Here is a 15915-nt window from a genome sequence, read left to right on the forward strand (position 1 = left end):
GCCCGAGGGCTTCGACCGCCGGCGGCTGCGGGTGCAGAGCCGGGCGCTGGCCGCCAAGCGCGCCGACGTCGTGGCCAAGGTCGCGCCGGAGCTGCCGGAGATCCTCGGAGAGGGCTATCGCGCCGCGTTCCTCGCGTACGCGGGCAGCCGCCCGATGTCCGGCGGGTACCGGCGCGACGCCCTGGACTTCGCGGAGCATGTGCTCATCGCGGGCGGTCCCGCCGATCCGGTGGCGCGGCGCCGGCTGACGTACTGGTGGCAGGACCGGTCGGGAGCCCGGCCCCCTCGTCGTGCCACCCGGCTGGTCCGGGCGGCCCGTGCCGTCCTCGTGGGGAAGGGAACGCCGTGAACGTGCTCGCTCTGGCGGCGACCCTCGCGGTCGTCGTCTCCTCGGTCCTGCTCGTCGTCAAGGCGGTGGCCGTCCGGGCCCACCGCCCGCCGGCCCACGTCGGCCTCACGCTCCACCACCTGTACGAGGCGGCGTTCCTCAACGGCGGCCCGGCCAGGGTGGCGGACACCGCGCTGACCTCCCTCCAGTCGAACGGCCGGATCCTCATCGGCGGTCCCGGCATCGTCTCCGTGCGGTGGGCCGAACCCCACGACCCGGTGGAGCACGCGGTGCTCCAGGAGCTGTCCGCGGCGCCCAGTGGCGCCCTGCACGTGGTGCGGGAAGCGGTGATGCGGCACCCGGCGGTCCAGGAGATCGGCGACGGGCTCGCGGCACGCGGACTGCTCGTGCCGCCCCACCGGACCCGCCCGGTGCGGCGGTGGGCGCTGGTCCAGAGCTCGGTGTGCCTGGGCGCCCTGCCCCTGAGCCTGCTCCTCACGTTCGTCCAGTACGCCGTGCACGACGGTTCCACGGACTTCCCTGTGCCGTTCATCGTGAAGATGCTGCCCGCGGTCCTGATCGGCGGCTTGTGCGGGCTGGTGGTCGCCGCCTCGGTCCGCTCCCGGATCACCCGGGCCGGCCGCCACGCCGCCGGCGCCTTCCGGACCGCGTACGCCTCCGTGATGACCCCGGCCCATGTCATGGCCACCGTGGGGCCGCGCGGCCTGGCGGACCCCGGGCTCCAGGCGCAACTGGCCGCGGCCGCACGGATGTCCGCACCACGCCACCGGCGCGCCCCGGCGGGGGCGGCCGGGAGCGGGGCCGCGGACGCCGCCGTGCTGACGACCGTCTGGTGCGCCGCCTCCACACCCGGCGGCTCCGGTTGCGGCGGGTCCAGCGGGGGCGGCTCCGGCTGTTCCTCGGGATCCGGCTGCGGGGGCGGTGGCGGATCGAGCTGCGGGGGCGGTTCCAGCTCGGGAGGCTCCAGTTGCGGCGGCGGCTCGGGCGGGTCGAGCTGCGGCGGGGGCGGCGGCTCCTGAACCGGGCCCGGGGCCCCGGCATCTGACCACCCATCGGGGTCATGGTTCCGGACATGCCCGGGCGGTGCTGGACATCACGTCCCGCCCGCCCGACCATCCCTCTCCGCATCCGCAGAGAGGCACCGCGCGTGAGAACTGCTGCGCTGTACACGTCGATCGGCTCCCTGGTCCTGTCCGCCCTGGCCGCCGCCCCCGCGGGCGCATGGGAGGGCCGGGGCTCCGCCGAGTCCCGGGGCACGGCGATCGCCGCCGCCCGGGCCACGGCCGCCGGGATCGATTTCGTCTCCTGCCCGGAGAAGGAGATGCTGCCGGACTCCCTGAAGTGCGGCACGGTGAAGGTGCCCCTCGATTACGCCGAACCGGACGGGAAACAGCTCGAACTGACCGTCAGTCGCACCGGGGCCACCGGCCCGGCCGACGGGCGGCAGGGTGCCTTCGTCTACAACCCGGGCGGCCCCGGCGCGTCCAGCATCACCTTCCCGATGGCCGGCGAGCTGCCGGAGTGGAAGGAGATCGCCGAGGCGTACGACCTGGTCGGCTACGCCCCGCGCGGAGTGAACGGCTCCTCCGCCCCGCTGACCTGCCAGGACCCGGCGGCGTACACGAAGGGCCCGACCGACGCGCCGACCCACCCGACGCGGGAGTACAAGGAGCGGCGGGTCGCCCGTGCGAAGGCGTACGCGGAGGGCTGCGCACAGCACGCGGGTGCGACGCTGCGGCACTACACGTCGCTGAACAACGCCCGTGACCTGGACGTCCTGCGGGCCGCGCTCGGCGAGAAGCGGCTGACGTTCATGGGGGCGTCCTACGGGACGTACTTCGGCGCGCTGTACGCGACGCTGTTCCCCTCCCACGTACGGCGCATGGTCTTCGACTCGGTGGTCGACCCGGACCCGGAGCAGATCTGGTACCGCTCGAACATGGGCCAGTCGCTGGCCTTCGAGGCGCGGTGGGAGGACTTCCGCCGCTGGGTGGCCAAGCACGACGACGTCTATCACCTGGGGGACACACCCGAGTCGGTGCAGCGCCACTACGACGAGGTGCGCGCCGAGCTGGCGGTGGAGCCCGCGGGCGGCACGGTGGGGCCGGGGCAGCTGCACTCGGCGTTCCTGGGGGCCGGTTACTACGACGACTACTGGGCGATGCGGGCGACGGCGCTCTCCGAGTACGTCCGGGGCAACCCGGAGCCGCTGGTCGCGCAGGCCTCCCCGCGTGCGGTGGCGGCGAAGGACAACGAGAACGCGCAGGCGGTGTACACGGCCGTCGAGTGCAACGACGCGCCCTGGCCCGAGGACTTCGAGGTGTGGGACCGCGACCACTCCGACCTGGCGCGCGTCGCGCCGTTCGAGACCTGGGACAACGCCTTCACGAACCTGCCGTGCGCCTTCTGGCCCGCGCCCCGGCAGCGGCCGCTGGAGGTCGGGACGCGGTGGGGCGAGCTGCCGCCGGTGCTGATCCTGGCGGCGGAGCGGGACGCGGCGACCCCGTACAAGGGGGCGCTGGAGCTGCGGAAGCGGCTGCCCGGGTCGTCGCTGGTGACCGAGCGGGACGCCGGGACGCACGGCATCGGCGGGGCCGGGAACACCTGCGTCGACGACCATCTGCGCCGGTATCTGCTGACCGGTGAGGTACCGGGGCGGGGTGCGGACTGCGCCGCGCACCCGGAGCCGAACCCGGTGTCGCTGGACTGATCCTTGGCGGGAGGTACGGAGCGGGGGCCGCCGCACCATCACGGTGCGACGGCCCCCGAAGCCGAACCCGGTGTCGCTGGAACGGCGGACGGCACGATCGGTGCCCGGTGCCCGTCGTTCTGATCTTCCGGGTTGGGGTGGTGCGGGACTCGCTGGTTATGCGAGCCCGGCCACCAGGTCTGCGACGCTCTTCCTGCGGCCCGTGTAGAACGGGACCTCCTCGCGCACGTGGAGACGTGCCTCGGAGGCGCGCAGGTGACGCATCAGGTCGACGATGCGGTACAGCTCGTCCGCCTCGAAGGCCAGGACCCACTCGTAGTCGCCCAGCGAGAACGAGGCGACGGTGTTGGCGCGGACGTCCGGGTAGCCCCGGGCCATCTTGCCGTGGTCCGCGAGCATGCGGCGGCGGTCCTCGTCGGGCAGCAGGTACCAGTCGTAGGACCGGACGAAGGGGTAGACGCTGATGTAGTCGCGCGGCGTCTCGTCGGCGAGGAACGCCGGGACGTGGGACTTGTTGAACTCGGCCGGACGGTGCAGCGCCATGTTCGACCAGACCGGGTCGAGGGCTCGGCCGAGCTTGGTGCGCCTGAAGAGGTTGTACGCCTCCTGGAGCTCGTCCGAGGTCTCGGCGTGCCACCAGATCATGAGGTCGGCGTCGGCCCGCAGTCCGGACACGTCGTAGGTGCCGCGGACGGTGATGTCCTTGGCCGCGAGCTGGTCGAACAGCTCCTGGACCTCGTCGGCGTATCCCGCGCGGTCCAGCGGGAGCACGTCGCGCAGTTTGAAGACCGACCACAGGGTGTAGCGGATGACCTCGTTGAGGTCCTTGGCCTTCTTGCCGGCGTTCGGACTCTTGCTTGATGTCACAGTCTCAGGAGCACTCATACGGCTATTGTCCCGCCTCGCTCCCCGTGCCCCGAACCAGGGTCGACGTGGCGATGATCTCTCCCGTGATCTCCCTCGCGATCTCGTCGGCCGCCCGGCGCGCGCTCGCGATGCAGGCGGGGATGCCGACCCCGTCGTAGACCGCGCCGCAGACCCGCAGGGCGGGGAGCTTGGCGACCTCGTCGCGGATCCGGGCGACCCGGGCGAGGTGGCCGACCGGGTACTGCGGCAGGCCGCCGATCCAGCGGGTCACCTCGGAGTCCACGGGCCGGGCGGTGAGCCCGGTGGCCGCGGCGAGGTCGCGCAGGGAGACGGCGACGAGTTCCGCGTCCTCGCGGTGCAGATGGTCCTCCTCGCCGTACCGGCCGACGGAGGTACGGAGCACGAACAGGTCGGGGGCGCTGTCCGCGACCCACTGCCATTTGTTGCTGGAGAACGTGGACGCCTTGATCGTGTGGCCGTCGACCGGCGGTACGAGAAAGCCGGAACGGCCGCGCAGGGCCTCGTACCGTTCGATGTCGGCCCGCCGGAAGGCCAGGGTGACCAGGGCCATCGAGGCGTACTCGACGCCGGACAGCTCGGCGGACGCGGCCGGGGACTCGGCGGCCAGCAGCGTGCCGGCGGACCAGGCGGGGGTGGCCAGGACGATGCCGTCGGCGGCGATCGTCCGGGTGTCGGTGCGGACGGCCCAGCCCGATCCCGTACGGGTCAGGCCGAGGACGGGGGTCCGGTCGAGGATCTCACCCCCGCCGGCCCGGACGGCGTCGGCGACGGCGGTCGGGAGGGTGCCGATGCCGCCCTCGATGCCCTGGAAGACGGGCCCGGTCCGCTGCCGGGCGGCGGCCCGCTCCTGGATGCGGCGTACGCCCTCCAGCAGCGGCCCGCCCTCCTGCACCGCCTCGAAGAGCCGGGGGACGGCGGCGCGCATCGAGATCCGGTAGGCGTCACCGGCGTAGACCCCGCCGAGGAGGGGTTCCACCAGCCGGTCCACGACCTCGCGGCCCAGCCGGTCGGCGACGTACGCGCCGACCGCCACGTCGTCGCCGACGGCGGTCGGGGTGAGGTCACGCTCCTCGGCGATCCTCGCCAGTCCCTCGGGGGACAGCACCGCACCGAGCACGGCCGGATCACCGGGGACGCCCATGACGTGCCCCTTGGGCATGGGACGCAGCGCGTCGCGCGTCCACAGCGAGGCGGTGGCGGTGGCGGGTGGCTGGAGTCGGTCGGCGAGGCCCACCTCGCGGGCCAGGGTGACCGCCTCGGGGCGCCGGGCGAGCATCGACTCGGCCCCCAGGTCGACCTGGACGCCCGCGACCTCGCCGGTCATGAGCTTTCCGCCGAGCCGGTCCGTCGCCTCCAGGAGGGTGACCCGCAGTCCGGTGGCGACCAGGTGATGGGCGGCCGCCAGACCGGCGATGCCACCGCCGATGACGACGACGTGGCCCGGGGGCGTTTCCGCACGCTGTTGAGAACGCTGCATGGGTCCACTCTCTCAAACCCGTGCCGCGTCCTGACCGTGACCACTTCGAAACCGCCATCCGGCAACCGCTCCCGGAGCGGCCGCGTCGAATCGTCGCCATCAACGACCGTCCTGGGGGGACCAGTTATGGAATGGAACAGCAGAACCGATCGATCCCTCGCCCGCGGGCGGGCGGTGCTCGTGGCCGGGGTGCTCGGCCTCCTGCTCGCCGTCGGCGGCTGCGGGGCGACGGGCGACGCGTCGGACAGCGGCGCGAAGGCGGCGGACGGCCAGAACGCCCCCGAGGGGCGCGCCGACGAACGGGCCGGGGCGGGAGCCGCGGACGCGGACGGAGCCGCGTCGTCGGACGGGAAGCAGGCGGACGGGAAGCCGTCCGGGTCGAAGGCGGCGCCGAAGCCGGGGGCGGCGGCGACGCATGTCATCCGCACGGCCGCGCTGTCCGTCGAGGTGAGGAGCGTCCCGAAGGCCGTCGCCGCCGCGCGCGCCGCGGCGGAGGGCGCGGGCGGGCTGGTGGCGACGGAGAGGACCGAGCGGCTCGACGACACCTACGAGACCTCGCACCTGGTGGTGCGGGTGCCGCAGGACCGGTTCCAGGAGGTACTGCGGGAGCTGGCCGGTTCCGGGAAGCTGCTGTCGCGCACCTCGAACGCTAAGGACGTCACCGACCAGGTGGTCGACGTGGACAGCCGGATCGCCACGCAGCGCGCGAGCGTGGCGCGGGTGCGGGAGTTGATGGACCGGGCCGAGAGGATCAGCGATGTGGTGGCTCTGGAAGGCGAGCTGAGCAGCCGTCAGTCCGATCTGGAGTCGCTGCTCGCCCAGCAGTCGAGCCTGAAGGACCGCACCTCGCTGGCGACGATCACCCTGGACCTGACGCCGCCGGACGCCCCGGACGACGACGGACGGGAGGAGGAGACCGGGTTCCTGGACGCGTTGGGCGGCGGCTGGGACGCGTTCGTGACGATGCTGCGGTGGATCGCGGTGGCGTTCGGGGCCGCGTTCCCGTTCCTGGTCACCGGGGCCCTGGCACTGCTCGTGTGGCGGGTGCTGCGTGCCCGGCGGGCGGCCCGCGAGGTCCCGGCGGTGACCCCGGCGGAGGCGGAGGGCGCCCCGGCCCCCTGACCGCCGTAGCGTGGGGCTCCTGAATCGGCGAAAGGGACCCGGCATGGCAGCGGAGCGACTGGTGGTCATCGGTGGTGACGCGGCGGGCATGTCCGCCGCGTCACAGGCCCGCAGGCTGAAGGGGTCGGACGCGCTGGAGATCGTGGCCTTCGAGCGCGGCCACTTCACCTCGTACTCCGCGTGCGGGATCCCGTACTGGGTGAGCGGTGACGTCGAGGCGCGCGACGACCTGATCGCCCGCACCGCCGAGGAGCACCGGGAGCGGGACATCGATCTGCGGATGCGGACCGAGGTGACGGAACTCGACGTGCCCGGGCGGCGGGTGAAGGCGCTGGACCGGGAGAGCGGGGAGACGTACTGGACGGGCTACGACAAACTCGTGATCGCCACCGGGGCCCGCCCGGTACGCCCGGCGCTGCCCGGTATGGACGCGCCGGGGGTGCACGGGGTGCAGACCCTGGACGACGGGCAGGCGCTGCTGGACTCGCTGGACGCCCTGGGTTCCGACGGGGGGCGGCGGGCGGTCGTGGTGGGCGCGGGCTACATCGGCGTCGAGATGGCCGAGGCGATGCTCAAGCGGGGCTTCGAGGTGACCGTCCTCAACCGGGGCGAGCAGCCGATGGCGACGCTCGACCCGGACATGGGGCGGCTCGTCCACGAGGCGATGGACGGGCTGGGCATCACCACGGTCAACGGGGCGGCCGTGACGAAGATCCGCACCGGTCCCGACGGCCGGGTGAACGGGGTGGCGACGGACGCGGGGACGTATCCGGCGGACGTGGTGGTCCTCGGCATCGGCGTGGAGCCGGAGACGGCGCTGGCGCGCGGGGCGGGGCTGCCGGTGGGCCCGCACGGCGGGCTGCTGACCGATCTGGCGATGCGGGTGGTGGGGCACGAGAACATTTGGGCGGGCGGCGACTGCGTGGAGGTCCTGGACCTGGTGGCGGGCCGCACCCGGCACATCGCGCTGGGCACGCACGCCAACAAGCACGGCCAGGTGATCGGTTCCAACGTCGGGGGCGGCTACGGCACGTTCCCGGGCGTGGTCGGTACGGCGGTGAGCAAGGTCTGCGACCTGGAGATCGCCCGGACCGGGCTGCGGGAGAAGGACGCCCGTGCGGTCGGGCTGCGCTACGTCACGGCGACCATCGAGTCGACGCAGCGGGCGGGCTACTACCCGGGGGCGCAGGCGATGACGGTGAAGATGATCGCGGAGCACCGTACGGGCCGGCTGCTCGGGGTGCAGATCGTCGGCCGTGAGGGGTCGGCGAAGCGGGTGGACGTGGCGGCGGTGGCGCTGACGGCCGGGATGACGGTGGAGCAGATGACGGCGCTCGACCTGGGCTACGCCCCGCCGTTCTCGCCGGTCTGGGACCCGGTGCTGGTGGCCGCCCGCAAGACGGTGACGGCGGTGCGGGGCGCGAGCGGCTGACGGGGGCCCCGGGGCCGGCCGGCTTCACGGGCCGGCCCCGGGCGTCCTTCCGGTCTCAGCGCGCGGTCCGCGTGTGCACGTACTCCACGAGCCGGGTGAGCGCGTCCGGGTCCATGGTCGGCATGACGCCGTGGCCCAGGTTGAAGATGTGGCCCTCCAGTCCGGCGGCGGCGTCCAGCACCTCGCGGGTCTTCTCCTCGACGGCCGGGGTCGGCGCGAACAGCACCGCCGGGTCGAGGTTGCCCTGGAGGGCCTTGCCGGGGCCGACGCGACGGGCGGCCTCGTCCAGCGGGACCCGCCAGTCGACGCCGACGACGTCCGCGCCGGCCTCACCCATCAGGCCGAGGAGTTCGCCGGTGCCGACGCCGAAGTGGATGCGGGGGACGCCGTAGGGGGCGACGGCGTCGAAGACCTTCGCGGAGGCGGGCAGCACCGCGCGGCGGTAGTCGGCGGGGGCCAGCGCGCCGACCCAGGAGTCGAAGAGCTGGACGGCGGACGCGCCGGCCTCGATCTGCACCTTGAGGAAGGCGCCGGTGATCTCGGCGAGCCGGTCGACGAGGTCGGCCCAGAGCTGCGGGTCGCCGTACATCATGGCCTTGGTGCGCTCGTGGTTGCGCGAGGGGCCGCCCTCGACGAGGTAGCTGGCCAGGGTGAAGGGGGCCCCGGCGAAGCCGATGAGCGGCGTGGCGCCCAGCTCGGCGGTGAGCATCCCGATGGCCTCGGTGACGTACGGGACGTCCTCGGGGGTGAGGTCGCGCAGCCGGGCCAGGTCGGCGCGGGTGCGGATCGGCTCGGCGATGACGGGGCCGACGCCGGGCTTGATGTCGAGGTCGATGCCGATGGCCTTCAGGGGCACGACGATGTCGCTGAAGTAGATCGCGGCGTCGACCTTGTGGCGGCGTACGGGCTGCAGGGTGATCTCGGCGACCAGCTCCGGCATCATGCAGGAGTCGAGCATCGCGATGCCCTCGCGGACCTTCAGGTACTCGGGCAGCGAGCGCCCCGCCTGGCGCATGAACCAGACCGGCGTGTGCGGGACGGGTTCGCGGCGGCAGGCCCTGAGGAACGCCGAGTCGTGGGTGGCGTGGCGGACCGCGTCGAGGCTGGCGGAGGTCGTCGTCTGCTGGCCCGAAGGGCTGTCGTTGGCACTCACGCACAGAATCTTCGCACGCGCACCGAAGGAGCCCGGCCCCGCACGGGTGTCTCTCCCTGCGCGAGGCCCGGCTTCCGCCTACTCTTCCCCGCATGGCTCCGGCTCAGGGACAATTTTCCGATCATTCCGATGGCGTTGAAAGCAAGGACCGCGCGGAGGGTCCTTCGGTGCCGCCCGCGTTCCTGGCGGCGGTCGACGCGCTGCGCTCCGCGCGCCTGCGCCCGGAGCTGGAGGTGGAGGTGACCAGGCCGCCGCAGCGCCTCGCTCCGCACGCGTACGCGCTGGAGGCGGCGGTGGTGGACGGCGAGGACGATCTCGCGGACGGCAGGCTGGTCCTGCTGCACGATCCGGCGGGACACGACGCCTGGCAGGGCGCGTTCCGGCTGGTGACGCTGGTACGGGCGGAGCTGGAGCCGGAGATGGCGGCGGACCCGCTGCTCCCGGAGGTGTGCTGGTCCTGGCTGACGGGTGCGCTGGACGCGCGGGGCCTGTCGTACGGAGAGGCCGGGGGGACGGTGACACGCGCCGGATCGCACTACTTCGGTGCGCTGTCCACGCGCCGTCCGGCGACGCAGATCGAGATCCGGGCCTCGTGGACGCCGAGGGAGTCGCGCGGCGGGGTGCCGGACACGGCGTCGCACCTGATGGCCTGGGGCGATCTGCTGTGCCAGATCGCGGGACTGCCGCCGTCGGATCCGGCGGACGCGGCGGTGGTGACGTTGCCGCAGCGGCGCGGCCCGCAGGTTTAGTAACACTCCGTCACCCGTTTCGCACAAGCACCGGCTCTCTTTTCGTACAATCGATCGCGCGTCCTATTTGCCCGAATTGTTACTCACCAAATCGCGATCTTCCCCTAAAGGAGGACGGGTCCGCTGCCGAAGAGGTCAATGACCCTTCAAGCACGGTTCGCCCCCCGGCTGCACCCCCGAGCCGGCCCGTCCCGCCACTCCCCCAGGAGGCCTGGTGTCCGTTCTCCTCGAGCAGCCCGCAAGCCTGGTCGCCTACCGCCCGAACAAGCCGACGGCCATGGTCGTCGTGGCCGACCCGCGCGTCCGTTCCACCGTCACCCGCCATCTGTGGGCCCTCGGAGTACGTGACGTCATCGAAGCGTCGTCCATCGCGGAGGCACGCCCCCGCGTCGGCAACCCGCGCGACATCTGCATTGCCGACGTCCACCTGCCCGACGGTTCCGGGCTGACCCTGCTGTCCGAGACCCGCGCCGCCGGCTGGCCCAACGGTCTCGCCCTCTCCGCCGCCGACGACATCGGCGCCGTTCGCAACGCCCTCGCGGGCGGCGTGAAGGGCTACGTCGTCACCGGCACCCGAACCAACATCGGTCACCCCACCCGCCCCGGCGTCGCCCCCATCGGCGCCAACGCCGCCCGTATGCACCGCAGGCCTCCCGGTTCCCCGAGCCACCCGGGCGGCTACCGCGAACTGTCCGGACGTGAGGTGGAGGTGCTCCGCCTGGTCGCCGAGGGCCAGTCCAACAAGGCCATCGGCGTCTCGATGGGCCTCTCCGCCCTGACCGTCAAGTCCCACCTCGCCCGCATCGCCCGCAAGCTCGGCACCGGAGACCGCGCCGGAATGGTCGCGGTCGCCCTGCGGACGGGCATCATCCACTGACCGCACCCCGCCGGGACGTGCACCGATGCGTCTCCGGCTGGAATACGCGCATGGCAGCCCGTCGACGGAACGTTCCGTCGACGGGCTCCGCGCATACACAGATACCCTTGACACGTGACCGACGCCCAAGAGACCGCAGCAGACACTTCACTGCGAACCACCGGGGGCGCTCCCCCGGACGACGTCGCCCCGGCGCCGATCCCCTTGCTCGAACCGCGCGAGGGCGTTCCCCCGGTGGTGACGTCCGACGACGCCCTCGCCAAAGTGATCGCGGCCTTCGCCGCGGGCACCGGCCCGGTGGCCGTCGACGCCGAGCGCGCCTCGGGGTACCGCTACGGCCAGCGCGCCTACCTCGTACAGCTGCGCCGCGAGGGCGCGGGCAGCGCCTTGGTCGACCCGGTCGGCTGCCCCGACCTCTCCGGCCTCGGCTCCGCGTTGTCCGGCACGGAGTGGATCCTGCACGCGGCGACCCAGGACCTGCCGTGCCTGCGGGACATAGGCATGACCCCCACCTCCCTGTTCGACACCGAGCTGGCCGGACGGCTCGCGGGATTCCCGCGCGTCGGCCTCGGCGCGATGGTGGAGAACGTGCTCGGATACGCCCTGGAGAAGGGCCACTCCGCCGTCGACTGGTCCACCCGCCCGCTGCCCGAGCCCTGGCTGCGCTACGCCGCGCTCGACGTGGAGCTCCTGATCGACCTGCGCGACGCGCTGGAGGAGGAGCTGGAGCACCAGGGCAAGCTGGAGTGGGCCCGGGAGGAGTTCGACGCCATCGCCTCCGCGCCGCCCGCACCGCCCCGCAAGGACCCCTGGCGCCGCACGTCGGGCATGCACAAGGTGCGCCGCCGCCGTCAGATGGCCGTCGTCCGGGAGCTGTGGACCACCCGTGACCAGGTCGCCCAGCGTCGCGACGTCTCCCCGGGCAAGGTGCTCGGCGACGCCGCGATCGTCGAGGCCGCGCTCGCGCTGCCGGTCGATGTGCAGGCCCTGACCGCGCTGCCGGGATTCGGCCACCGCATGGGACGCCGTCAGCTGGAGCAGTGGCAGGCGGCCGTGGAGCGGGCCAGGGCGCTGCCCGAGTCGGAGCTGCCGCAGCCCGGTCAGCAGCCGGCCGGACCGCCTCCCCCGCGTTCCTGGGCCGACAAGGACCCGGCCGCCGCCGCCCGGCTCTCGGCCGCCCGTACGGGCGTCTCCGAGCTGGCCGAGCGCCTCCACATGCCCCAGGAGAACCTGATCACCCCGGACACCGTGCGCCGGATCTGCTGGGAGCCGCCGAAGACCCCGACCCCGGGCGCCGTCGAGGACGCCCTCGCCGGGTACGGGGCGCGGAACTGGCAGATCCAGCAGGTCGCTCCGCTCCTGGTACGGGCGCTGGACGCCTCCTGATTCCGTTACCCAGCGGACACCCTCGGTCACCGACCGGGGGTTTTCCGCGTTCCGGGCCCTGTCCACGGTCCGAACCGATGGTCGAAATCACGCCAGGTTCAGGACCCTTCCCTCCGGCGTCCGGCGGCTTCGACGGCCGCCACGGGGAGCCGGGACGGTGTGACCTTCGACGCTCCGGCCGCGAGGGGTGGGCAGTATGGTTACCCGCAAGTAGCATGAGGGCTGGCGGTGCGCCCCCGTGGCGTGCCCCGCAGCAGTGCCATCCCGCACCCTGGAGGAGAGCCACCGTGCCTCGTACCATCCGGGACGTCGTCTTCGTCGACGGCGTCCGCACCCCGTTCGGCAAAGCGGGCCCGAAGGGCATCTACCACGAGACCCGCGCCGACGACCTCGTCGTGAAGGCCATCCGGGAGCTGCTGCGCCGCAACCCGGACCTGGACCCCAAGAAGATCGACGAGGTCGCCATCGCCGCGACCACGCAGATCGGGGACCAGGGCCTCACGCTGGGCCGTACCGCCGGAATCCTGGCCGGTCTGCCGCAGTCCGTCCCGGGCTACTCGATCGACCGCATGTGCGCGGGCGCGCTGACCGCCGTCACCTCGACGGCCGGGTCCATCGCGTTCGGCGCGTACGACGTCGTCGTGGCCGGTGGCGTCGAGCACATGGGCCGCCACCCGATGGGCGAGGGCGTCGACCCGAACCCGCGCTTCGTGTCGGAGAAGCTGGTCGACGAGTCCGCCCTGTTCATGGGCATGACGGCGGAGAACCTGCACGACCGCTACCCCACGATCACCAAGGAGCGCGCCGACGCCTACGCGGTGCGTTCGCAGGAGAAGGCCGCCAAGGCGTACGCCAACGGCACGATCCAGCAGGACCTGGTGCCGGTCTCGGTGCGCCGCACCAACGCCGAAGCCGGTGAGACGGGCTGGGGCCTGGTCACCGCCGACGAGCCGATGCGTCCCAGCACCACCATGGAGTCCCTCGCGGGCCTCAAGACCCCCTTCCGCGCCCACGGCCGCGTGACGGCCGGTAACGCCGCGGGTCTCAACGACGGCGCCACCGCCTCGCTGCTCGCCGCCGAGGACGTCGCCCGCGAGCTGGGCCTCCCGGTCAAGATGCGCCTGGTCTCCTACGCCTTCGCGGGCGTCGAGCCGGAGGTCATGGGCTACGGTCCGATCCCGGCGACCGAGAAGGCGCTGGCCCAGGCCGGTCTGACCATCGACGACATCGGTCTCTTCGAGATCAACGAGGCCTTCGCCGTGCAGGTGCTCGCCTTCCTGGAGCACTACGGCATCGCCGACGACGACGCCCGCGTCAACCAGTACGGCGGCGCGATCGCCTACGGCCACCCGCTGGCCTCCTCCGGTGTCCGGCTCATGACGCAGCTGGCCCGGCAGTTCGAGGAGCAGCCCGAGGTCCGCTACGGCCTGACGACCATGTGCGTCGGCTTCGGCATGGGCGCCACGGTCGTCTGGGAGAACCCGCACTTCAACGCTGACGGAGGCAACAAGTGAGCTCCACCACTGAGCTTCTGAAGGGTGCGGCCGAGCTGTTCCCCGGCGAGGTCGTCACCCAGGCGCACGTACGTCACCTCGACCTTCCGGCCGGCGCCGGACGGTTCGCGCTCATCACGCTGGACAACGGCCTGGACCACACCAAGCCGACCACCTTCGGACCGCAGTCGCTGGCGAACCTGAACGCCGCGATCGACCAGGTCGAGAAGGAGGCCGCCGAGGGCACCATCACCGGCATCGGCCTCACCGGCAAGCCGTTCATCTTCGCGGTCGGCGCGGACCTCAAGGGCGTCGAGCTGCTCGGCCGTCACGAGGACGCGCTGGCCATCGGCAAGGGCGGCCACGACGTCTTCCGCCGTCTCTCCGGCCTCGCGGTCCCCACCTTCGCGTACTACAACGGCGCGGCCATGGGCGGCGGTGTCGAGGTCGGTCTGCACTGCACCTACCGCACCGTCTCGAAGGCGCTCCCGGCGTTCTCGCTGCCCGAGGTCTTCCTCGGTCTGGTCCCCGGCTGGGGCGGCTGCGCGCTGCTCCCGAACCTGATCGGCGCGGACCGCGCGGTCTCGGTGATCATCGAGAACTCGCTGAACCAGAACCGTCAGCTCAAGGGCAAGCAGGTCTTCGAACTCGGCATCGCGGACGCGATCTTCGAGGGCGCGGACTTCCTGGAGCAGTCGCTGATCTGGACCGCGAACGTGCTGGGGGGCTCGGTCACGGTCGAGCGTGCCGAGGTCGACCGCGGTGACGCCTGGGACCAGGCCGTCGCGCGTGGCCGGGCCATCGCCGACTCCAAGGTGCACGGCGCGGCCCCGGCCGCGTACCGCGCGCTGGACATCATCGCTGCGGCCAAGGACGGCGACCTGTCCGCAGGCTTCGACGCCGAGGACCAGGCGCTGGCGGACCTGATCATGGGCGGCGAGCTGCGCAGCGGCATCTACGCCTTCAACCTGGTCCAGAAGCGCGCCAAGCGCCCGGCCGGCGCCCCGGACAAGAACCTGGCCCGCCCGGTCACCAAGGTCGGCGTCGTGGGCGCGGGCCTGATGGCCTCGCAGCTGGCGCTGCTGTTCCTGCGCCGCCTGGAGGTCCCGGTCGTCCTCACGGACATCGACCAGGCGCGCGTCGACAAGGGTGTGGGCTACGTCCACGCCGAGATCGAGAAGCTGCTCGGCAAGGGCCGCATCAACCAGGACAAGGCCAACCGCCTCAAGGGCCTGGTCTCGGGTGTCCTCGACAAGGCCGAGGGCTTCGCGGACGCGGACTTCATCATCGAGGCCGTCTTCGAGGAGATCGGCGTCAAGCAGCAGGTGTTCGCGGAGGTCGAGGCGGTCGCCCCGGCGCACGCGATCCTCGCCACCAACACCTCCTCGCTGTCGGTGACCGAGATGGCGTCGAAGCTGAAGAACCCCGAGCGGGTCGTCGGCTTCCACTTCTTCAACCCGGTCGCGATCCTCCCGCTGCTGGAGATCGTCCGCGGCGAGCAGACCGACGACGCCTCCCTGGCGACGGCGTTCGGCGTGGCCCGCAAGCTGAAGAAGACCGCGGTCCTGGTGAAGGACGCCCCGGCGTTCGTCGTCAACCGCATCCTCACCCGCTTCATGGGCGAGATCCAGAACGTCATCGACGAGGGCACCCCGGTCGAGGTCGCGGAGAAGGCCGTCGAGCCGCTCGGCCTGCCGATGTCCCCGCTGGTGCTCCTGGAGCTGGTCGGCCCGGCCATCGGCCTGCACGTCTCCGAGACCCTGAACCGCGCCTTCCCGGAGCGCTTCACGGTCTCCGAGAACCTCGCGGCGGTCGTGAAGGCGGGCAAGCGCGGCTTCTACGTGTACGACTCCGGTGCTCCGGTCCTCGACCCCGAGGTCGCGGCGCTCCTCAAGCAGGGCGACACCGTCCTCACCGAGGAGCAGACCCGCGACCGCGTGCTCGACGCCGTGGCGCAGGAGATCGGCCTGATGCTGGACGAGGGCGTCGTCGCCGAGGCCCAGGACATCGACCTGTGCCTGATCACCGGCGCGGGCTGGCCCTTCCACCTGGGCGGCATCACGCCGTACCTGGACCGTGAGGGCGTCTCCCAGCGGGTGAACGGCAAGCCGTTCCTGGAGCGGGGCGTGGCGAGCGTGCCGGCCTAGGAGGCACGAGGACGCACGAGGACGCACCAGGGGCCGTACGGCGAGCTGTTCGCCGTACGGCCCCTTGCTCGTGACCGGCCGGTGAGACGCTCCTGACCTGCTGTGACACCATGAGGGCTCCGTGTCCGCCGT

The 15915-nt window shown here is 72.6% G+C and carries 12 protein-coding genes and 1 pseudogene; 10 read left to right on the forward strand and 3 right to left on the reverse strand.

The window, feature by feature from the left end; genetic code table 11:
- The 3 genes and pseudogenes from CR470_RS12655 to CR470_RS12665 all read left to right on the forward strand — a co-directional run.
- A pseudogene (locus tag CR470_RS12655) lies at positions 1 to 349 on the forward strand (endonuclease); the annotation flags it as partial.
- On the forward strand, positions 346 to 1368 hold the full coding sequence (locus CR470_RS12660) for a TIGR04222 domain-containing membrane protein (protein WP_179892231.1): 1023 nt from the start codon (positions 346 to 348) through the stop codon (positions 1366 to 1368). The pseudogene CR470_RS12655 and the gene CR470_RS12660, both read left to right, overlap by 4 nt.
- A 128-nt stretch (positions 1369 to 1496) precedes the next feature.
- Positions 1497 to 3059, forward strand: a complete 1563-nt coding sequence (locus CR470_RS12665) for an alpha/beta hydrolase (RefSeq protein ID WP_097867694.1) — start codon at positions 1497 to 1499, stop codon at positions 3057 to 3059.
- Positions 3060 to 3215: 156 nt separating this feature from the next.
- Here CR470_RS12665 and hemQ read toward each other — a convergent pair whose 3' ends face one another.
- Both hemQ and hemG read right to left on the reverse strand, forming a co-directional pair.
- Entirely contained in the window at positions 3216 to 3944 is a 729-nt protein-coding gene (hemQ, locus tag CR470_RS12670) for a hydrogen peroxide-dependent heme synthase (protein ID WP_026290345.1), read from the reverse strand.
- Between the two features lie 4 nt (positions 3945 to 3948).
- Positions 3949 to 5424 (reverse strand): protoporphyrinogen oxidase, encoded by a 1476-nt coding sequence (gene hemG, locus CR470_RS12675; RefSeq protein ID WP_097867695.1) that lies wholly within the window; start codon positions 5422 to 5424, stop codon positions 3949 to 3951.
- Between the two features lie 126 nt (positions 5425 to 5550).
- On the opposite strand from hemG, the gene CR470_RS12680 reads away from it, so the two are divergent.
- Positions 5551 to 6546 (forward strand): DUF4349 domain-containing protein, encoded by a 996-nt coding sequence (locus CR470_RS12680; protein WP_097867696.1) that lies wholly within the window; start codon positions 5551 to 5553, stop codon positions 6544 to 6546.
- Between the two features lie 43 nt (positions 6547 to 6589).
- Positions 6590 to 7978: an FAD-dependent oxidoreductase gene (locus CR470_RS12685; protein ID WP_097867697.1), complete on the forward strand. Its 1389-nt coding sequence runs from the start codon at positions 6590 to 6592 to the stop codon at positions 7976 to 7978.
- 55 nt (positions 7979 to 8033) lie between these two features.
- On the opposite strand, the gene hemE is transcribed toward CR470_RS12685, so the two are convergent.
- Entirely contained in the window at positions 8034 to 9131 is a 1098-nt protein-coding gene (gene hemE, locus CR470_RS12690) for a uroporphyrinogen decarboxylase (protein ID WP_097867698.1), read from the reverse strand.
- A gap of 92 nt (positions 9132 to 9223) precedes the next feature.
- On the opposite strand from hemE, the gene CR470_RS12695 reads away from it, so the two are divergent.
- The 5 genes from CR470_RS12695 (at position 9224) to CR470_RS12715 (ending at position 15783) form a co-directional block, all read left to right on the forward strand.
- Positions 9224 to 9880 carry a DUF3000 domain-containing protein gene (locus CR470_RS12695; RefSeq protein WP_097867699.1) on the forward strand — a complete coding sequence of 219 codons (657 nt, stop codon included), beginning with the start codon at positions 9224 to 9226 and terminating at the stop codon, positions 9878 to 9880.
- Between the two features lie 214 nt (positions 9881 to 10094).
- Entirely contained in the window at positions 10095 to 10757 is a 663-nt protein-coding gene (locus CR470_RS12700) for a response regulator transcription factor (RefSeq protein WP_003965521.1), read from the forward strand.
- Positions 10758 to 10871: 114 nt separating this feature from the next.
- A complete protein-coding gene (locus CR470_RS12705) occupies positions 10872 to 12143 on the forward strand; it encodes an HRDC domain-containing protein (RefSeq protein ID WP_097867700.1) in 1272 nt (423 codons plus the stop codon).
- 287 nt (positions 12144 to 12430) lie between these two features.
- The gene (locus tag CR470_RS12710; RefSeq protein WP_097867701.1) at positions 12431 to 13657 is read left to right on the forward strand and encodes a thiolase family protein; all 1227 of its coding nucleotides are present in this window, start codon (positions 12431 to 12433) and stop codon (positions 13655 to 13657) included.
- Positions 13654 to 15783: a 3-hydroxyacyl-CoA dehydrogenase NAD-binding domain-containing protein gene (locus CR470_RS12715; protein WP_097867702.1), complete on the forward strand. Its 2130-nt coding sequence runs from the start codon at positions 13654 to 13656 to the stop codon at positions 15781 to 15783. Before CR470_RS12710 ends, CR470_RS12715 begins: the two co-directional genes overlap by 4 nt.
- Positions 15784 to 15915: the final 132 nt, after the last annotated feature.

It is taken from the genome of Streptomyces sp. rh34, from assembly GCF_002551245.1.
In the GTDB taxonomy this organism is placed as follows: Bacteria; Actinomycetota; Actinomycetes; order Streptomycetales; family Streptomycetaceae; genus Streptomyces.

Bases quoted from the DNA above. Each gene is read 5' to 3' on its own strand.
- hemQ (WP_026290345.1), bottom strand. From the start codon at position 3,944: ATGAGTGCTCCTGAGACTGTGACATCAAGCAAGAGTCCGAACGCCGGC.
- hemG (WP_097867695.1), bottom strand. From the start codon at position 5,424: ATGCAGCGTTCTCAACAGCGTGCGGAAACGCCCCCGGGCCACGTCGTC.
- CR470_RS12680 (WP_097867696.1), top strand. From the start codon at position 5,551: ATGGAATGGAACAGCAGAACCGATCGATCCCTCGCCCGCGGGCGGGCG.
- CR470_RS12685 (WP_097867697.1), top strand. From the start codon at position 6,590: ATGGCAGCGGAGCGACTGGTGGTCATCGGTGGTGACGCGGCGGGCATG.
- CR470_RS12695 (WP_097867699.1), top strand. From the start codon at position 9,224: ATGGCTCCGGCTCAGGGACAATTTTCCGATCATTCCGATGGCGTTGAA.